Source organism: Nocardia sp. NPDC050799, from assembly GCF_040654015.1.
GTDB lineage: Bacteria > Actinomycetota > Actinomycetes > Mycobacteriales > Mycobacteriaceae > Nocardia.
The window spans coordinates 1-19,019 of sequence record NZ_JBFAHF010000068.1; the positions used below are offsets into that span (position 1 = coordinate 1).

Below are 19,019 nucleotides of genomic sequence, written 5' to 3' on the forward strand. Positions count from 1 at the left end.
GCTATGACAAACTCGCTGTCCGTTACCTGGCCACGGTCCGCGTCGCCGCAATCAACCTGTGGTTATCCGGCCACGGCTTATGAAACGCGGCCTAGAGGGCCTCTTACGTGGGAAGTTTCTTGGAGCAGGTGAGAGCAGCGGCGAGTTGTAGAAATGCTGCGAAGAGACGGCCGTGGCGTTCGTAGCGGATTGTCAATCGCCGACACCCGGACAACCATGCGATCGTGCGCTCGATCTTCCATCGATGCCGCCCCAGCCTCGTGGGATCCTCGATCCCACGGCGGGCGACCCGGGGCACGATGCCACGGGCGCGGAGCCAGCGGCGGTGGACGTCGAAGTCGTAGCCTTTGTCCGCGCGCAGTTTGTGTGGCTTCCCGCGACGCAGTCCGCGCACCGACCGCACCCGCGGAATCGACCATGGACCGCAGCATTACCGAGTCGTCGGTGTTCGCCGCAGAAACGCCGGTGACCAGCGGTATCCCGTTCCCGTCGATGTCCCACAACGCATCCGGGACCAACCTCTGAGCAAGCCTGTCGACCATGGGTCACATCATGCCGGACAACGAATTACACCCACGTAAGACGCCCTGTAAGCCAAGCCCCAGCCATCGCAGTCGTTCCCACGAAAACCGGTGCCGCAGCACCGGTGTGACGCCTTTGGGCGCCCAGGTCGCTCTCACTGCGGCAGCAAGGAGAATCTGCTTTCGTCTTGGAAGCAGAACCACGCACCTCGGTGTCGAGCGCTATTCTATGCGCGGCCACTCGGTCTTGCGCCACGCCTCGATCTTCTCATCGTCACGCTCGACCGCTCACCGCGCCGGCCGCTGCCGACTCCAGCCCAACCGCTCCCGCAAGATCTTCCGGGTCTGGCTCCGTGAGTACCCGCACCCCGGTCACCGTCTCGATCACCCCGGCTACCCGCGCCAGCGGGCCACATATCGGCGGCGAGCCATTGGCCCTGAGCCCCTTGACCAATGCTGCCTCGACCTCGCCGAGATCGGAATCACTCAGCCGAGGCCGGCGAGCCGCCCGGCCGGCACCGGAGAGCCCGTGTTCAGGACAACGGTTCGCTGTCGCTCGACGAACAGGTTCAACCGCTGTGCACAGCTACACCGTGCGCCGTGTCGATGTACTCCCTGGCCTTGCGAACTGTGCCGTCCTCGATCTCGAAGAGGAAGTGGTAGAACTGATTGAGAATTCTGCCGTTTGGCAATGTGGCGGTCGACTCCGCTTCGACGGCCACCCTGGCGGCCTCAGCGGTAACCCCGGTGACGGTAATTCGAATTCCACTCGGTATCGCCTGCCGGAAACGGTTGATGTGCTCGACGAACTCCGCCTTGGACATGCTGCCTGAGACAGGGAACGAATCAGCGTGTGCCATCACAGTCCACAAGGCGCTCTCATGGAGAAGATCAAAAGCTGCGTCGCCATGGTCGGAGTCGAGGCCCTGCACCAACTCACAGGCAATCCTCTTGTTTTCTTCCACACTCATCAGGGCACCCTAATTGCTTAACCACTGAATATCTACCTGGACTGCCGAGACCTCGATCCGGCGCAGTTGACCGTTGCCGCACCTCTTTGGCTTGGCACGACCCCGAGCTCGTTGCGTTCCACGCAGCCGGATTCGGTGCAGCCTCGGGCATGGCGTGCGAGTCGGTCGGTGAAGGAGACCTACCAGCGGTCTGACCAGGGATTAGAACGCTGACAGTGCGGTGGTGCGTCAAAAACGTTCAGCCACCAGCGAGCGTCGGTGTTTCCATCAGCAACGGCGGGGTCGAGTCTCGACCGGCGGCGGTCGGAACCTCGCGCAGCATTGAAATGATTTCTCGTCCACTCACGGTACGACGCTCCCGATAGCTTATGGTGTCGGCTGCTATTACAGTCTCGGACAGGAAGTGACACAGTCTCTCTGCCCCGCGGTAACCGCTGGCCACCGATGCAAAGAATTCCTCATCGACAGGGAGCCTTCTGGGTCGGCCGTGTGGCGCGGGGCGAGTGTTTATCAAATCGTTCAGGTCGGCTGCCTCAATAGTCCAGGCCCAATGGCAGAACCATGGTTGGAGCCTTTGAGCTGGATGAGCTCTCTTCACATGGCGGAGCCGGTCGCTGAAGAATCGGACGTCATAGCAGCACGCTTCGCACTGGCCACCCTGGCACGTTCCCATCGAGCATGGGCGATCGAACGGCCGCTTGGCTGTTCAGTGCGCGGCCCGACCGCTTATCGTTTACTCGCCGCATCAGCTCGGTCGCGTTGAACGGATGCGTTTGATTCGGGTCGGTCTTCTGGATCGCGATCTGGCCGTCGGGGCTCCTTGTCCCAATTGATCGTGAAATCGGACAGGGTGTAGCCGTCCCCGGCGGTAGCTTGCCAGCCGGTGGCGGCCTTGGCTGGGCCGAGCAGTTCGACCCCGTGGTCCCGGCCAGCGGCGATGAGCAGGTCGGCATCGATATAGCCGGCGTCGACGCCCACGCCACTCATAGGTGCCGGTGCGGCGCAGTTGCGGGCTGATCTCCACCCCCGGCGCATCGGCCCACGGAAGGCCGGGCGGCGGCTCCACCTCCTCCCACCGCTGCACCGTCTCTGCCGTCACGATCAGATGCCGGGCCGGCGTGAGACCGAAAGCAGACCGCCACAGCCGATGCGCCGCGGCAGGCGTTCAGTGGTTCGAGCCGCTGAATCGTGCGGTGATGCGGTGTTCAAGAGCTTGCAGAGCGATGGTCGGTGGTAGCGCGATCACCACGATCAGCACCACGGTGCCCATGATGTTCTCCATCCGGATGAGACTCACATTGCGCAGCATTTCGTAGCCGATACCGCTCGACGAGGAGAACATCTCGGCGAGGAGCAGTCCCAGGAACGCGAGACCGAATGTCGTCCGCGTCGCGGTCGCGAGCGCGGGCAGCGTTGCGGGCACAATGATCTGGCGGACGAGGCGCGGCCGGCTCATCCGCAGCGATGCCGCCATTTTCAGATGCAGTGGATTCACCGCGGACGCACTCTCGACGGCCATGATCAGCATCGGCACGAAGGCCGCGTAGAACGCGAACCCGAACCGGCTCAGCTGCCCGATTCCGAGGAAGGACAGGAACAGCGGATAGAGCACGATCTTCGGAATGCTGTTGATCGAGTACACAATCGGCAGGACCGTACGCGACCAGAAGGCGCTGAGCCCAAGCGCGAGTCCCAGGATCGAACCGACAACCACGCTCACGACGAACGCGGCGACCAGCAGGCGCAGGGAGTCGAGCACATTCGCGCGGAACGATTCCGTGGCCAGATCGGCGAACAGCGACCGCATGGAGGCGGCGGGGGTGGGAAAGATCCGGCTGTCGAGCACGATCGCGGCGACCCACCAGGCCAGAACTCCGAGGACAGCGACGACGAGAGCCGGGCCGACCCGTCGCGTTGTGCTGATCCGGGGCACCGCCGTGCGCAGGGACAGCGAGCGGGCCGGCAGTTGCCGCGACGCTACGGATGTCATCGCCGGCGCCTCCAATCGAATCGGTTGAGTACTGCGGAGATGAGGAGGGTCGCCAGCAGCGCGAGTGCGGTGACGACGAGGATGCCCGCATACATCTCGGCGATATCGAAGCTGTCGTAGGCAATCGAGATGTAGTGGCCCAGGCCGTCGGTCGAGAGAATGAACTCGCTGGCCAGCACCGAGATGATGGCGTAGGACAGACCCAGTTTCAGTCCCATGATGATGTTGGGGAGCGCGTACGGAAGCAGGATCGATCGGAAGTACTGCCACCGTGTCATGCGCAGGACGCGGCCGAGTTTTCCGATGATGGGCGTGGTGGCCTCGAAACCGGTCTGCGCGTTCACGGTGACGATACCGAAGGCGAAAACTGTGGAAAGCACTGCGATAGGAGTGATTCCGCTGCCGAAGAGCACCACCATGATGGGGTAGAGCGCGAAGGTCGGGACCGCGTAGTACACATTGAGATAAGGGCGGAAGGCCCGTTTGCACAGGTCGAATCGCCACAGCAGGTAGGCGGCCGCGATACCGAGCACGGAGCTGACGACGAAGCTGATGGCGATGATGCCGAGCGTGCGGCCGAGTGAATCGACCAGGAACTCCCGGTCACCGAGTAAACGGGCTGTCTCGAGAACCATTTCCGAGACAGGGACGATATCGAGCGGGGACGCGAAGGCCGAGCGTGCGTACAGTTCGACCAGTACAAGCAACACGACGATTACCACGGCAGTCCAAGCCGGGCTCGGCAGCCGCAGCACCCGGGCAGGCGGCGGCCGGAGATACCCGGGGACGACGGAATGCTTGCTCATCGGGTCACACTCATCGTCTTCTTCGCTTCCTCCCGCAGTGACGACCAGATCCGCTCATGCAGCGACATCGCCGCCGGCGAGGTCAGCACGTCCTCCGACCGTGGCCGGGCGAGGTCGATATCGATCTCGTCGATGAATCTGCCCGGCCGGGCACTCATGACCAAGACCCGGTCCGACAGCAGGATCGATTCCTGGATGCTGTGCGTGATGAACAGGACCCCGCAGGTCAGCTTCTCCACGATTTCGAGCAGTTCATAGGACATGACCAGGCGGGTTTGTTCGTCGAGCGCGCCGAAGGGCTCGTCGGCCAGGATCAGATCCGGTTCCATCGACAGGCACCGCGCGATGGCCACGCGCTGCCGCATCCCGCCGGACAACTGCCCGGGGAAATGATCACCGAAGGCGGCGAGCCCGACGGTGGCCAGCAATTCGTCGGCGCGGGCCCTGCGGTCGCGTTTGGCGACGCCCTGTACTTCGAGGGCGAAGGCCACATTGTCCCGGACCGTCCGCCACGGCAGGGTCGCCGATTCCTGGAAGATCACCGCGGTGCGCATCCGGGGGCCGGTCAGCGGCCGGCCGTCCACGGATACGGTCCCGGCGTCGTTGTCCTGCAGACCCGCGACGATTTCCAGCATCGTGGATTTACCACAGCCGCTGGGGCCGACGATGGATACGAATTCGCCGCGTCCGATGCGTAGGTCGACCCCGTCCAGGGCAGTGACCTCACCGAACCGGCGGGTGACGCCCTGCGCGTCGACGAGGGGATCAGCGGTGGTGCGAGCATTCATGAACAGACCCTTCGCGGTCGAAGTTGTACATCACGACGCGGACGCATCGGAACATCCGTTGGGGAGCGAATGATCGACCTCGGCCGGCAGGAATTGTGGATCGAACAAGGTGCACAGGTCGGGGTCGCGGTCACTACCCGACAGATCGACTCCCGCCTGCGCGGAGGCGACCGATTCGGGGTCGAACCCGCCACCCCAGGTGCGTGCCGAAGCGGCCCGCTGCACCACTTTCAGCGCGATATCGACATCGAATCCCGAGTACTCGGCGTACAGCTGGGCGGCGGCGAGCGGATCCGCGTCGATGGACGCGACCGCGTCGGTATAGCCGGCGTTGATGGCGCGTACGACGCCGGGATTGGAGGCGGCGTAGTCCTTGGTCGTGGTGATGGTGGATTGCAGGAATCGGTTGAGGTATTCCGGGCTGCTCGCGATCAGCCTGAAATCCTCCGGGCGCTCTTCGGCGACGATGGACGGCAGCATCGCGATATCCACGGAACCGGCCTCGAGCAGTGCCAGCCCCTCGCCGATCCCACCGGACGAAATACGTTCGATCCGGCCCTCCGGGATACCGGCCAGCGTCGGTATCAGCTGCGAGAGGGCGTCCGTTGCCGAGTTGGGGCGGGTATACGCCCACCGGCGCACGTCCTGGATCGACTTGATCCGCGGGTTCGAGGCGAGTGCGTAGAAGTTCATCGGGTATGGGCCCTGCGTGCCGCCACCGACCACGCGCAGTTCGGCACCCGTGGGGTCGGCCTGCACGATCGAGGGATAGCTGACCTCGCCGATCGGGATATTCCCGTCCAGCAAGGTGCGCATGGTGGAACTCCCGCCCTTGCCGGGCACGATGTTCTCGACGATAACGCCGTACTTCTCGAACAGCCCCTGCTTCTGGGCGACCAGCCAGGGGATGCTGTAGATCTCGGCGGCAGCCGAGACGGTGACGTCGATGGTGACCGGCGCGGCGGGGTCGGCGTCGGGTCCCGGGCCGCCGGTACATCCGGACAGCGCGACGATCAATGCCGCCACCCCGGCGATCGACCGGCCGGGCCGGGTCCGCCGGCGCAGGGACGAAAATGGTGTGAACATGATCCCTCGACATATCGTGCGGGTCGGTGGTGACGAGGCCGCCGCCGCGGTGTGGCGAGCGGCACGGGGGATGTGACGGCTCGCAGGATCTCGGTGATGAGACTTGGGTTACAGTTGGTGACTGTAAACATATGATGCTTTGGTCGTCAAGATCCCTATTTCTCGACGATCCGGGGCGATACCGCCGGTATTCAACCCCAATACAGCAGACGTTTCAGCGATTTCGACCCGGGAACCATAGCCGCACCGGGCAACAAAGGAGGGGTGAGGTTGGTAGCCGACCGCACGAATCATCAGACGGCTTCGCGGCCACCACTGGCCTACGAGGTCCTGGTGGAGACCATCCGGTCACGGATTCTGTCCGGCGAGCTCCCACCTGGCACGCGGCTGCCGACCGAGCCCGAGCTCAGCGACGAGTTCGGCGTCGGGCGCAGCACCATCCGGGAGGCGCTGCGCTCGCTGGCCACGCAGAATCTGATCCACACCACCCGCGGGGTGACCGGCGGAAGTTTCGTGACGGCGCCGAGCATCGGGCATATCAGCGCCCATCTCGAGACGGGCGTCGCGCTGATGGCCGCGGCGGAGACGGTGAGCGTCGATCAGCTGATGGAAGTGCGCAATCTGATGGAGGTGCCCGCGGCCGGGATGGCGGCCTTCCGGCGCACCCCCGACCAGCTCGAACAGCTCGAGGCCGTCATGTTCGAACCCGACGGGACCCAGGGACCCGAGACGTACGCGGCGAATCAGGAGTTCCACCTGATCCTGCTGCGCGCGGCGAGCAACCCACTCCTGGAGTTGATCACCGCGCCGGTCTTCCGGGTACTGTCCGGCCGTTTCGGCCGGGACAACACTCCGCACGGATTCTGGGAATGCGTGGACGACGACCATCGGGCGATCCTGTCGGTGGTGCGCGACGGCGATTCGATGGCCGCCATGGACCTCATGCGCCGGCACCTGGACAACCTGCGGGAATCGTACCGCCAGATGGACCGGCTTCGATCAATCTGAGCCTCATACATCTGATGTTTCAGCTCGATCATTTGGAGATTGACCAAGAGCTCTTGAGCTCACTTGCCTCAATCCGGCTATTGACTCCATAAACATCAGATGTTTACAGTCGACCCGACTGCCCGACCGAAGCCCGAGGAGGCACCGTGGCGACCCATCCCGCGATCTTGGGAAGGTTCTTCGAGGACTACGCCGTAGGCGATGTGTACCAGCACCCACTGGGACGGACCATCTCCGAGGCCGACAACACCTGGGTGACCCTGTTGTCGATGAACACCAATCAGAATCACTTCAATGCCCATCTGGCACAACAGAATCCGATCACCAACGGCCGGATCATCGTCAATTCGGGCTTCACTGTATCGGTGGTGCTGGGCATTTCGGTCCTCGATATGAGCCAGAACGCGATCTCCAACCTCGCGTTCACCGATATCAAGATGAACCATCCGGTCTATGTGGGCGACACGATATACGCGGAGAGCATCTGCACCGGCCTGCGCCGCTCCGAATCGCGCCCCTACGCCGGCATCGTCTCGATGATCACCCGCGGCCTCAACCAGGACGGCGACGAGGTCATCTCCTGGAAGCGTTCGGTGATGGTCGCGACCCGGGAGAGCGGTATCGGCCAGGACTACTTCCCGATGGCCAAAACCGGCCCCCTCGAACTACCCGGCACGCCCGCCGGCGAGACCACGGGAGAATCGGCATGAGGCCGCTGGAAGACGTCCGGATCCTGTCCCTCGAGCAGTACGGCGCGGGCCCGTTCGGGAGCGTGCATCTGGCCGATCTCGGGGCCGATGTGCTCAAGGTCGAGGACCCCGGTGCCGGCGGCGATGTCGGCCGCTACGTCCCGCCCTTCGCCGCGGGCGAGGATTCGCTGTTCTTCGAAACCTTCAATCGCAATAAGCGGAGTATCTCGCTGGATCTGTCGACCACCGCCGGCCGGCAGGTATTCGAGGACCTCGTCCGCGAATCCGATGTCGTGTACTCCAATCTGCGCGGGGATGTACCGCAGAAGATCGGCATCACCTACGACCAGCTCAAACACCTCAACCCGGCGATCGTCTGCTGCAGCCTGACCGGATTCGGGATGACCGGGCCGCGCGCGAAGGAACCCGGATACGACTACATCCTGCAGGGCCTGGCGGGCTGGATGAGTGTCACCGGCGACCCCGACGGCCCGCCAACCAAAACGGGTCTGTCCCTGGTGGATTATTCCGGCGGATTCGTCGCGGCCATCAGCATCCTGGCGGGACTGCACGCCGCCCGGCGCGACGGTATCGGCGGTGACTGCGATCTGTCGCTGTACGACACCGCGATGGGACTGCTCACCTATCCCGCCACCTGGCATCTCAACGGCGGGTTCGAACCCGTCCGGACCCGCAATTCCGCGCATCCGTCACTCGTTCCGTTCCAGGCGTTCGAAGCGTCCGACGGCTGGCTCATTGTCGGCTGCGCCAAGGAGAAGTTCTGGCAGCGCCTCGTGGTCGCGATCGACCGGCCCGAACTCGCGACGGACCCCCGATTCACCGATTTCGCGAGCCGCGGCCGCCACGCCGCCGAACTCCTGCCGATTCTCGAAGCGGTCTTCGCCACCGACACCGTCGACACCTGGCTGTCCCGGCTGCGTCCGGCCGGTGTGCCGACCGGCCCGATCAACGATATCGGCCAGGCCCTCACCGAGGAGCACACGCTCGCCCGGGGTCTGATCGTCGATACCGAACATCCGCGCTTCGGCACGGTCCGGCAGGTCGCCTCACCCGTGCGCTTCGGAACGCAACAGCCCGAATACCGGCGGGCACCCAGCCGCGGCGAGCATTCCGAATCCGTACTGCGCGACCTCGGATACGACGATGAGCGGATCACGGAATTGACGGCCGGCGGCGCCTTCGGCACAGATGGCTCGACGGTCGCGCCGTGACCGCGGCGGCGATCCTGGCCGACTGGATATCCGGAACGCGGCCGCAAGATCTGTCCGACGAGGTGAAACACGCGGTCGGCCGGCATCTGCTCGACGGGGTCGGCGTCACGATCGCGGCAGCTCGGCTCGGCGCCGGCGCCCCGGGCTGGACGGTCGCGCACGACCTCGCCGGACCACCCCAGGCGCGGGCACTGACCGGTGAGGAGTCCCTGTCGGCACCCGCGGCGGCCATGGCCACGGCGATGCTCGAGCACGCGCTGGACTTCGACGACACCCATGCCGGCGGCCTGGTCCACCCGACAGTGACGGTGCTGCCGGCCGCTTTCGCGGTCGGCCAGGAACGGTCGGCGTCGGGCGAGCAGGTTCTGGCGGCAGCCGCCCTGGGCCTGGAAACGGTCTGCCGGCTCGGCACCGTCAGCCCGCACGGATTCCACGCGCGCGGTCTGCACGCCACCGCGGTCGTCGGACCCCTCGCCGCAGCAATGACCGCGGGACGGCTGATGGGTCTGCCCGCCGCCCGCCTCGTCGACGCGCTGGGGATCGCCGGTTCCTCCGCGGGTGGGTTGCTCGAATTCCTGGACTCCGCCGCCGACACCAAATCACTGCATCCGGGGTCCGCGGCCTTCTCCGGCGTGACGGCCGCGCGGCTGGCCGCCGCCGGTGCGTCCGGGCCGCCTTCGGTCCTCGAAGGTAAGCGCGGCGTGTACGCGGCGCTGTCGGAGCGAGCCGCCGACCTCGGTGTCCTCACCGACGATCTCGGGGTCCGCTGGGAAGCGACACAGATCGGGATCAAGCCGTACCCGAGCTGCCAGCTCATGCATGTGACTCTCGATGCCGTCTCCGCCGCTGTCGCCGGAGTCGCCGTCGACCCGGCCGAGATCGTGGATATCGAGGTACACGTACACCCCGATTCCAGCCCGATCGTCTGCGGTGACCACACCGGCACGGCGCCACCGCGCAGCACCTACGACGCCAAATTCGACCTCCCGTGGAGCGTGGCCGCCCTGCTCCACGACGGCGCGGTCACCATCGACACCTACACCCCGGAGTCGATCACCCGCGACTCCGTCGCCGCCACCGCGACAGCGGTCCGGGTGCTGCCCGCCCCGGCCGCGGGACCCGCCGCCGCGGCACCCGGCCGGGCCGTCCTCACCCTGCGCGACGGACGCACCCTGACCGGCGAGGTCGCGGGCAGCAAAGGAACACCGGCCGTCCCCATGACCGACGCCGAACTGCGGGCGAAATTCGCGGGTAACTGCGGCGGGCACGCGCGGGCCGGCGACCTCGCCGGCCGAATCCTGGATCTGTCCGCCGAGACCGATCTGACCGTCGTGCACGACCTCGCCCACCTCATCGCGACCGCTCGCCCCGCCAACGAAACCTGAGGAAGCAGAATGGATTTCACCTTCGATGACCAACAGCGCGACTTCCGTTCGACCCTGCGAGCCTTCGTCGAGAAGGAGATCGTCCCCGTCGCGAGCGAATACGAACGATCGGGCCGTTACCCGACCGAAATCGTCGACCAGATGAAGGCGATGGGACTGTTCGGGATCACCACCCCCGAGGAGTACGGCGGCCTGGATCTCGACAAAGTGTCGTTCACCCTCGTCTACGAGGAACTGGCGCGCGGCTGGATGGGTGTCGCCGGAATTCTCGGTAGCCACAATCTGTCCTGCTGGATGATCGCCCGCCACGGCACCGCCGAACAGAAACAGGAACTCCTCCCGAAACTGGCCGCCGGAACGTACCGGACCGGGGTCGGCCTGACCGAGCCGGGCGCGGGCACCGACCTCCAGGGCATCCGGACAACGGCCCGCAAAGACGGCGACCACTATGTGGTCAACGGGACGAAGACGTGGATCACCAATGCCCGGTACGCGAATGTTCTTCCGGTCCTGGTGAAAACCGATACCACCACGACCCCGGCCCACAAGGGTATGAGCATCCTGCTGATCGATACCACCACAGCGGGTTTCGACGTACAGCGTGATCTGGGCAAACTCGGGTACAAGGGCACCGAGTCGTGCGAGATCGTGCTGACCGATGTGCGCGTCCCGGAAAGTGCGCTGCTCGGCGGTATCGAGGGGCGGGGTCTGCAGCAGGCGCTGTCCGGGCTGGAGATCGGCCGCCTCAATATCGCGGGGCGCAGCGTCGGGATCGCGCAGGCCGCCTACGACGCCGCGCTCGTCTATGCCCGCGAGCGCGAAGCGTTCGGCCATCCCATCGCGGACTTCCAGGCGATCCAGCTGAAGATCGCCGATATCGCGACCCAGCTGCAGGCCGCGCGGTTGATGACCTACTGGGCGGCGTCCCGCGCCGACGGCGGCAACCGGGTCGATATGGAGGCCGGGATGGCCAAAACGTTCGCCTCCGAAACCGCGATCACGGCAAGCCTGGAATCCATGCGTATCCACGGCGGATACGGCTACTCCACCGAATTCGTCGTCGAACGGCTCTACCGGGACGCACCGCTCATGGCCATCGGCGAAGGGACCAACGACATCATGCGCACGGTGATCGCCAAGGCCCTCGTCTCCGGGCAGGGCGTGATCGGATGAGCGCGACCACCTATCTGTATGTACCGGGTGATGTGCCCGAACGATTCGACAAGGCACTGCGTTCCGGAACGGACGCGGTCGTCCTCGATCTCGAGGACGCCGTGGTGGCGGCCCGGAAGGACGAGGCACGCGCACTGGTCGCCCGGTACGTCGCCGAATGTGAGCCGGCCGGGGTCGAGGTCTGGGTCCGGGTGAACCCGGGAGAACTGCAGGAGCGGGATATTCGCGCGGTAGCCTGTCCGAACCTCACCGGGATATGGCTGCCGAAAGCGGAATCCGGCCGGGAGGTCGAGGCGGCCGACCGGATCCTCGCCGAATGCGGCGCCGGTAGCGCACGGATATCCGCACTCGTCGAAACGGCCACCGGACTGCTGGCCCTGCCCGAGATCGCTCGCGCGCCCCGGATGCGCTTCCTGCAGATCGGTGAGGTCGATCTCGCCGCGGACCTGGGGATCGAGGTCGACGACTCCGCGGAACAGTTACTGTTCGCGCGCAGCCGGGTGGTTGTCGCGAGTGCCGCGGCCGGTATCGAACCGCCCGTAGCGGCGGTATCGGTGAACTTCACCGATCTCACCGCGTACGAGGCCGATACCCGGCGCCTGCGCCGCCTGGGTTTCGCGGGCCGGGCCTGTATTCATCCGAAACAGCTCGCGCCGGTCCGCGAAGTGTTCACCCCGACCGCGGCGGAGGTGCGCCGCGCCGAGGACATTCTCGACCGGCTGGCCGCCGCCACCTCGGGTGTCGGTGTCGACGCACGCGGGCACCTCATCGACGAAGCCGTCGCGAGATCGGCGCGACGAACACTCGCCCGGGCACGCTGATCCAGGGCCCGGAGCGGGGGGCACACGTCACGGCTCCCGGTCCGGGGCCCGGGATATTCCTGGTGATCAGCCAGGTCCCACCGACCACCAGAAACGCGAACAACAGCAACGCACCACCGAAGGTGATCAGCAGCCAGACTCCAGCCCCAACGCGCGAGTGGTGCCGGCCTGCGCGATCAAGCGGCCCGCCGCCGCGTCGATTGCGTCCGCGTAGGCTGCGAGCGCGACCCGGACCTCCGCGCAGTCGCGATCGAGTTCGGGCCACCTACCCAGCACGACGGCGTGGACGTCCTTGGCCTGGTCAATCAGCGACTCGTTACCCCACAAGAGCTGGGCGTTGTTGCCGAGTGTCTCTGGCACACGTGATCACCCACCACCCCGACCACACCGCCATCTGGCAGTGGTCAACGTGGCGGCGCCGACACCAATACCGAGCCAGAAAAGCCCACTACCAGCGAAGACGCCGATTACATAACCAAGTGCGGCTGGAGTACTAACAAGTACGAGGGGACGAGACCAGGGAGATCGACACGGGGAGAGTTGGCAACCGAGCTGGGTTGGGGGCCGAAGTGTGGCGAATTCGGTTCGGTGGTATCGACCGGCATCGGGGATTTCCTAGGGTACGGCTTCCCGTCACCGGGACTCCCGGACTACCACGTACACGCGAGTAGCTGACGCCATTACGGGATAGCTTCCCATCCTGTCCACGGCCGCGATCCACGATGTCCGCGGAGGCAATCCAGTCTGTGTTGCGCCTGCTCGGTGAGTTCGGGTTGTTGACCTGCAGCCTGGGCAGCCATACAGGTCATACGCATCTCTCGAATGTCTCGCAGCAGCGTAAATCCCACCCAGGTGGTGACGTCGTAACCATAGGCCCGGGCGAACTCATCGTTCAGATCGCGGTCGATCCAGCCGAATGAACTGTGCTTGATCGCGGTTGAGGTCAGGTCCCATTCGGGTGGTCCGATGGATGCGCGTTCCAGGTCGAGGAAGAGGGTGGTGCCGGTGTTCGTCGTGACGACATTGCCTTCCCAGGCGTCCCCGTGGATAGGGGCCCACGCCAGTCCTTCTGGGCGGTGCTTCCAACGGTCGCGGAGTTCAGTGAGGTGGTGGCGCATCCATTCGCGGTCGTTGACGCTCAGGGTGTGCGCGGCGTCGATACGCTGGTCGAGTCGGACGAACGGGTCCACTTGCGTCAGGATGGGTGGGGCTTCGAGTTTGTGAAGTGCGCGCAGGGCGCCCGCGATTTCTGTCGCGGTACCGCCGCGGTGTTCGGGTAGTTCTGCCCAGAAGGTCACCGGATGGTCGTCGACCATGACGAAAGTGGTGGGTAGGTCAGCTGGTTCGACTGCCGGCAAATTGCTGGCGCGCAGCCATTCGGCGATCCGCAGCTCGCGTTCGGCGGCTGATCGCTGACCGGGCTTGGCGATGCGAGCCACGATCTGGTGCGCCGGCAGTCGGTAGATGCCGTTTTCCGCCACTTTGATCGGGGTGAGGCCGGTCGGATCCAGCCCTACGGCCTCGCAGGCGGCGCGGGCGATCTCGTCGAGGGGGTGACCGTTCACTCGGCGGGAACCTGGTCGAAGGCCAGTCCCGCGTGCCGAGCGTATGAGCACAGCTCGTGGACGTCCTCGGCTGCGCGCATAGATTTCAGGCCCGCGGCGCGAGCGATCGCGACGGATCCGATCTCGGCTGCTTCGTCGGGGTCGCCCGTGGACATCGTGAGGGAGGCGAGTTTGATCATCGAGATTGTGCGGGAGCGTTCGGCGTCTGCGGTGTGGTCGGCTACGGCGGTTCCGAGCCGACGGCGGGCTTCGCTGCCGAATTTTCCCTGCACGGCGATATCGAACAGCGCATGTCCGGTGTCACCTGCGTGTTGGGCGGTGTCGTAGTAGTTCATCCAGGTTGGGTCTTCGGCCGGCCGCGAGTGGCTGAACTGGTCGTCGGCGCGTCCTACCGCGGTGGTGACGGCTTGCACGTCTCCGAGTTTGCCGTGGGCGCGGGCCTGCGTGGTGTAGAGCATAGCGCGCTCGGTGGCGGTGAGGCGGTCGGAGTACAGGAATGCCTTCTGGGTCAGGCGTAGTCCGTCTTTCGGTTTGCCGGTCCAGATGCGGTGGCGGGCCATCGAGGAGAGGATCTTCGCGCGCAGCTGCCAGGCGTCGGCTTCTTCGGCGCATTTCAGCGCCAGGTCGAACATGTCGGCGGCGTCGCTGTGTGCACAGGCGTCGAAAGCCATGAACCCTGCTGTGTGGCTGAGGGCGCCGACCGCGGAATACAGGTCGTTGCGATGCTCGGGAGCGCAACCGGCCCGCAGGTAGGACACGGCGACGCGGAGCTGGGCGGCGACTACTTCGCGTACGAGCCCGCCGCCGTAGAGGGCGTCCCAGCCGGCGAAAAGATCGGCGGCGGCACGCAACTGCTCGATCTCGGCTGTCCCGACCCGGGCGGGTATTTCGGTGAGTCGGGCGTCGTTGAGCATCTGCAGGAGGCTGTGAGGCGATGCCGCAGCTGTCGCCGTCACGGCTGCCGCGGCCCGCAGGAAATCGTTGCGGTTCACTTCGTCGAGCGTAGACCCGGCGGGCATTTTGAACCACAACAGTTGAGCGGGGATACGAAGCACCTGTGCCCAGCGGATCAGCTTGGTCAGCAGTTCGGGAGCGGGACCTGTTTCGATTCGAGACAATTGCGCCTGGGTGAGGTCGAGCCAATACGCCACCCGTTTCTGCGCGATCGGTTGTCCTCCATGGATCGGGTGGGTGCGATATGCGTAGATGACCCTGCCCATGTGCCAGCTGGAAAGCGCAGCGAGCATGTGCTCGCTCCACCAGAAGTGCGCCGGCATATCCAGCGGCTCGTCTGCGATCGAGGGTGTACAGGCCCCGCACCATTCTGCCGGATTGTAGCGGCTGAGGTGTCCGCCGCAGTGAACGCAGTAGCGGTCTTCGATTTTCCGCGTCTTCATCCCCACTCCACAACGTCGCCCCACACTGTTTCCGCCGACGTTATCACCGTGCGGCGCAGTGGATATGCGCCCGACGTATACCCGGAATGCAACTCGTGTGTAGTCATTCCCGGCCCCCTCACGCGATCGTCGTCTCGTCCGGAAATCGAATCTGGAAAGGGGCAAAATGACGTTATCAATCGTGGTTCCCATCCTCGGGCCACCCGCCGCCGGTAAGACAACCCTCACCCTCGCGCTCGAGACCGATCCGCGCCGTCGGGTCTTCCGACTGCGCGAGCACGTCCCCACCGATGCACTTGCGGCAACGGCCTCGGCGGCCAACCGAGTCGGCTGGATCGACGACAGCATCGTCAGGCCGGCGGTTCACAACTACCTCGAGCAGGTGTGTGCCGACGACCTCGTCGACACCGTTCTCCTGGACAACTTCCCAGGGACAACGGAACAGGTGTCGATGTTGATCGACAGCGTCGGCGTGGTCGCCCCTCAGTGCGCGGTCGAACCGCTCGAGCTGGCCGTCGACGAGCGAACCCGTAGGAGCAGGGCGAAGAATCGGAGGGTTTGTTATCACTGCGAGAAGGACCCGATCGCCGATCCGCGCATGCCCGCCACCGCGGCTACACAGAGCGCGTGGACGTGCGGTCGGTGTGGGGGCCAACTGCACCCGAGGCGCGGAGACGCGCCGTCGTTGTTCGCCGCGCGAAGCCGTCGCCACCAGAGCGCTACCGACGCAATCCGTGCGGCGTTCATCAGCGCCGGATATCCCGTCACCACCCTCGACGCCAACCCGACACCCGACACGATGGCCGGCCGCGTCGAACCGATGCTGATCAGCAGGAGACGAACCGCATGACCACCGTTCCACTGCCGATGCCGAAGACCGAGACCGACAGCTACGGTCACGCACGCATGCCGCGGGGCTTTACCGCGCCCGAACCCGACCGCGTGGACCGGGTGGCCTACGGCCGGTACCGCAACGTCTACCTGTACATCACCGAGGCATGCCAGCTTCGCTGCGAGCACTGCTACATGGGCGAACGCCTCGAGCGGGCGCTGAAAATGAACCCGCAGCAGATCATCGACACGCTCACGGTGTGGCGGAAGATGGGCGGCGACAAGCTCACCGTCCTCGGAGGCGAGCCTACGCTGCACCCGTTCTATGTCGACTCCATCAAGATCGCTAGCAAGATCGGTTATAGCCACGTCATCACAACAACCAATGCCCAGCAGCCCGCCCGCAGGAAGTTCGCCCAACTCGAACCGTCGGACTTCGCCTACGTGCAGGTCAGCCTCGACGGGGGTAGCGCGGCGACCCATGACGCAGTGCGCGGTCCGCGGACTTTCGATATCGCCATGGAGACCAGCGAAGAGCTGTGTGCCCGCGGGTTCGACACCCGCATCATCTGCACGGTGAACAAAGCCAACGAAGGCGACGTGCTCAACCTGCTCACCATCGCCGATGAGATCGGCGCGTCGCTGGTGAAGTTCCATGTGTTCAGCACCATCGGAACCGGGCACGGGAACCCTGATATGGCGATGACGCCACCGGAATGGGTCGACTTCTGCAACCGCCTGGAGGGCGTTGCGCCCGCACACAACACCCGGGTGTGGTTCCAGCCGACCTACGCCCGCCGCGACCAGATGGACCGCTACGCCGCCGAGGGCTACCAAGGCTGCATCGGCCGCACCCTGGATCGGATCAGCATCTTCCCCGACGGCCGCGCCTACGTTTGCTCCTACCTGTTCGACACCGATATGTACCTCGCCCGAATGAAGGGCAACCAGGTCGTCCTCAACCGCGAAACAGAGCGCAACGAGTTCGACCTGTTCACCCTCCCCTTGGTCGACAACGCCTGCGGCGGCTGCAAGTCCTCGGCCTGCTTCGGTGGTTGCCCCGCCGAGGAGATCGTGATGGGTGCCAGCTCCTGCGCGGAGTACCCCGACATCGTTCCTGTCTGCCGCCTCTGGAAATCCAGCGCCAAACCTGAATAGGAGAAAACCCATGCTCACGTTCGAGACCCTGCTCGAACCCCTGCGCGTCGTCGATTGGGACGATGTGGAAGCCGTCAATGCCGCAGCCCATAAGGTCTTCGGGCAGTTTGTCGGCGGCCGGTATATGTTGCGGCGCGGATTGACCGCAATCCGGGAGGAGCCCCGGCTGCTGGCGCTGTGCGAGCACTACGACATCCTCGACAAGCTCGTCCTGTTCGATGACCCCGACACCGGAGTCCGTATGCGGCTCCATGTATTCGGTCCCGGCTACCACGATCGCCCACACAACCACCGCTGGACCTACGCCAGCCATATTTTGCGCGGCGAATATTGTCATCGGATCTACAGCCCGGTGGCCCTGCACAGTGACCTCAATCCGGCCGCCCTCGACACCATGATGGTCCGGCAGGAAAAGGTCGGCTCCAGCTACACCCTGCACCACAGCGCGATCCACGCGGTCGTCGCCGAACCGGGCACGGTGTCGATTGTCGTGCGCGGCCCGGCGATGACGGAGCGATTCCTGGTCATGGACAACAAGACCGAGGAGGCGTGGTGGCAGTACGGCGCGGCAAAGGAACCCCCTGAAGATGCTTACCGCAAGCGCATGACCGGGCAGCGCTTAGACGAATTGGTTACCTCACTCACCGAGTGGAACGTCATCTGAGTTAGGCCGACGCCGCAGGGCGCTATCGAGAGGGGATGGCGCCCCCGCGGTGAACTCGCCTACCAGCCGTACAACGAGAACTGCCGCTCCGCGGCGATATGCTGCATCGCCTCGCGGCAGTAGGCGATCATCCGGTCCGGCAAGGCCTTAACAGAGAACCAGGCCAGATCATCGCATTTGTCGGGCTCCATATTTTCCGGGTCACCATCCCAGTCCTGCACCAGGAAAAAGAACGCCACCCGTCCACCGGAGGACGAATTGTGCATGACGTGCGCGAAGCGGACAGCCTCTGCACTGATCGTGAGTCCTATCTCCTCTTTCGCCTCCCGTACCAGGGCAGCAACCATCGACTCGCCGGCCTCCAGGTGGCCGGACGGTAGGTGGTAGGCGCCGTCCTCGTAGCCGGTATTCACGCGCCTGCCGAAAAGCACGCGTCCTTGTTGATCAATGAGCAGGAGATGTACATCCCCGATCAGCTTGTGTCGTTCTGTACCGGCAACCGCCATTGTCGACCCCGATCTATCGCACACACGCACCCGATCTGGGCGATGCGATCAACACCGTAGGCCCACCGTGGCCGGTCGCCTATGCGTCCGACGTATATCGCCCGGACACACCACCGAACCGGAGAGACCGTGCAGGAATTGCCCCACCGCCCATCCGAAACCCGGCACCGCTATCTGCCACCGACCAGAGGACCTATCGAGCGTATATCGGCGGAGCTACTGCAACGCACCGCAGCAGCAATGCACGACGCGTGGCCCGAAACCGGCAACCCGACCCACCTCAACAAACCTTCGTCACAACGGAAGTCCAGCAGCACCAACGAGAACTCGTCACGGGACTGTCAGCGATCTTGTGGGCGGGGCGGTGATCCGACAAGCTGAGGCGGCCTGCTTCAGCGGAAAGGATTGTCGTGTCGGAGGAGTCGAAG

18 protein-coding genes and 2 pseudogenes are annotated in these 19,019 nt (G+C 64.9%); 8 read left to right on the forward strand and 12 right to left on the reverse strand.

Annotated elements, in window-relative coordinates; genetic code table 11:
• Positions 1-103 precede the first annotated feature (103 nt).
• The 8 genes and pseudogenes from AB0H42_RS34635 to AB0H42_RS34670 all read right to left on the reverse strand — a co-directional run.
• Positions 104-491 (reverse strand): annotated as a pseudogene (locus tag AB0H42_RS34635) (transposase); the annotation flags it as partial.
• Positions 492-1,090: 599 nt separating this feature from the next.
• Positions 1,091-1,492 carry a nuclear transport factor 2 family protein gene (locus tag AB0H42_RS34640; protein ID WP_357063865.1) on the reverse strand — a complete coding sequence of 134 codons (402 nt, stop codon included), beginning with the start codon at positions 1,490-1,492 and terminating at the stop codon, positions 1,091-1,093.
• Between the two features lie 726 nt (positions 1,493-2,218).
• Positions 2,219-2,470, reverse strand: coding sequence for a hypothetical protein (locus AB0H42_RS34645; protein ID WP_357063908.1), 252 nt, complete (start codon positions 2,468-2,470; stop codon positions 2,219-2,221).
• A 25-nt stretch (positions 2,471-2,495) separates the two neighbouring features.
• A pseudogene (locus tag AB0H42_RS34650) lies at positions 2,496-2,591 on the reverse strand (hypothetical protein); the annotation flags it as partial.
• A 66-nt stretch (positions 2,592-2,657) separates the two neighbouring features.
• On the reverse strand, positions 2,658-3,482 hold the full coding sequence (locus tag AB0H42_RS34655) for an ABC transporter permease subunit (RefSeq protein WP_357063867.1): 825 nt from the start codon (positions 3,480-3,482) through the stop codon (positions 2,658-2,660).
• Positions 3,479-4,288 carry an ABC transporter permease subunit gene (locus AB0H42_RS34660; protein ID WP_357063869.1) on the reverse strand — a complete coding sequence of 270 codons (810 nt, stop codon included), beginning with the start codon at positions 4,286-4,288 and terminating at the stop codon, positions 3,479-3,481. Before AB0H42_RS34660 ends, AB0H42_RS34655 begins: the two co-directional genes overlap by 4 nt.
• Positions 4,285-5,076, reverse strand: a complete 792-nt coding sequence (locus tag AB0H42_RS34665; protein WP_357063872.1) for an ABC transporter ATP-binding protein — start codon at positions 5,074-5,076, stop codon at positions 4,285-4,287. The genes AB0H42_RS34660 and AB0H42_RS34665 overlap by 4 nt, the downstream gene beginning before the upstream one ends.
• 30 nt (positions 5,077-5,106) lie before the next feature.
• A complete protein-coding gene (locus AB0H42_RS34670) occupies positions 5,107-6,162 on the reverse strand; it encodes an ABC transporter substrate-binding protein (protein WP_357063874.1) in 1,056 nt (351 codons plus the stop codon).
• Positions 6,163-6,426: 264 nt separating this feature from the next.
• On the opposite strand from AB0H42_RS34670, the gene AB0H42_RS34675 reads away from it, so the two are divergent.
• The 6 genes from AB0H42_RS34675 to AB0H42_RS34700 all read left to right on the forward strand — a co-directional run bounded on the left by AB0H42_RS34675 (position 6,427) and on the right by AB0H42_RS34700 (position 12,470).
• Positions 6,427-7,170, forward strand: coding sequence for a FadR/GntR family transcriptional regulator (locus AB0H42_RS34675; protein WP_357063877.1), 744 nt, complete (start codon positions 6,427-6,429; stop codon positions 7,168-7,170).
• Positions 7,171-7,316: 146 nt separating this feature from the next.
• On the forward strand, positions 7,317-7,880 hold the full coding sequence (locus tag AB0H42_RS34680; RefSeq protein ID WP_357063879.1) for a MaoC family dehydratase: 564 nt from the start codon (positions 7,317-7,319) through the stop codon (positions 7,878-7,880).
• Positions 7,877-9,091: a CoA transferase gene (locus AB0H42_RS34685; protein WP_357063882.1), complete on the forward strand. Its 1,215-nt coding sequence runs from the start codon at positions 7,877-7,879 to the stop codon at positions 9,089-9,091. The genes AB0H42_RS34680 and AB0H42_RS34685 overlap by 4 nt, the downstream gene beginning before the upstream one ends.
• Entirely contained in the window at positions 9,088-10,476 is a 1,389-nt protein-coding gene (locus AB0H42_RS34690; RefSeq protein WP_357063884.1) for an MmgE/PrpD family protein, read from the forward strand. The genes AB0H42_RS34685 and AB0H42_RS34690 overlap by 4 nt, the downstream gene beginning before the upstream one ends.
• A gap of 9 nt (positions 10,477-10,485) precedes the next feature.
• Positions 10,486-11,649, forward strand: coding sequence for an acyl-CoA dehydrogenase family protein (locus tag AB0H42_RS34695; RefSeq protein ID WP_357063887.1), 1,164 nt, complete (start codon positions 10,486-10,488; stop codon positions 11,647-11,649).
• Complete coding sequence (locus AB0H42_RS34700; protein WP_357063890.1) at positions 11,646-12,470, forward strand: CoA ester lyase; 825 nt, start codon at positions 11,646-11,648, stop codon at positions 12,468-12,470. Before AB0H42_RS34695 ends, AB0H42_RS34700 begins: the two co-directional genes overlap by 4 nt.
• A 126-nt stretch (positions 12,471-12,596) precedes the next feature.
• On the opposite strand, the gene AB0H42_RS34705 is transcribed toward AB0H42_RS34700, so the two are convergent.
• The 3 genes from AB0H42_RS34705 to AB0H42_RS34715 all read right to left on the reverse strand — a co-directional run bounded on the left by AB0H42_RS34705 (position 12,597) and on the right by AB0H42_RS34715 (position 15,624).
• The gene (locus tag AB0H42_RS34705; RefSeq protein WP_357063893.1) at positions 12,597-12,830 is read right to left on the reverse strand and encodes a hypothetical protein; all 234 of its coding nucleotides are present in this window, start codon (positions 12,828-12,830) and stop codon (positions 12,597-12,599) included.
• Between the two features lie 320 nt (positions 12,831-13,150).
• Positions 13,151-14,035: a phosphotransferase gene (locus AB0H42_RS34710; protein ID WP_357063896.1), complete on the reverse strand. Its 885-nt coding sequence runs from the start codon at positions 14,033-14,035 to the stop codon at positions 13,151-13,153.
• Positions 14,032-15,624: an XRE family transcriptional regulator gene (locus AB0H42_RS34715; protein WP_357063899.1), complete on the reverse strand. Its 1,593-nt coding sequence runs from the start codon at positions 15,622-15,624 to the stop codon at positions 14,032-14,034. The genes AB0H42_RS34710 and AB0H42_RS34715 overlap by 4 nt, the downstream gene beginning before the upstream one ends.
• A 435-nt stretch (positions 15,625-16,059) precedes the next feature.
• Between AB0H42_RS34715 and AB0H42_RS34720 the strand changes: the two genes are divergently transcribed.
• Both AB0H42_RS34720 and AB0H42_RS34725 read left to right on the forward strand, forming a co-directional pair.
• Entirely contained in the window at positions 16,060-17,421 is a 1,362-nt protein-coding gene (locus tag AB0H42_RS34720; RefSeq protein WP_357063901.1) for a radical SAM protein, read from the forward strand.
• 10 nt (positions 17,422-17,431) lie between these two features.
• Positions 17,432-18,085, forward strand: coding sequence for a hypothetical protein (locus AB0H42_RS34725; RefSeq protein WP_357063904.1), 654 nt, complete (start codon positions 17,432-17,434; stop codon positions 18,083-18,085).
• Between the two features lie 59 nt (positions 18,086-18,144).
• On the opposite strand, the gene AB0H42_RS34730 is transcribed toward AB0H42_RS34725, so the two are convergent.
• Positions 18,145-18,591 (reverse strand): NUDIX domain-containing protein, encoded by a 447-nt coding sequence (locus AB0H42_RS34730; protein WP_357063906.1) that lies wholly within the window; start codon positions 18,589-18,591, stop codon positions 18,145-18,147.
• Positions 18,592-19,019 lie beyond the last annotated feature (428 nt).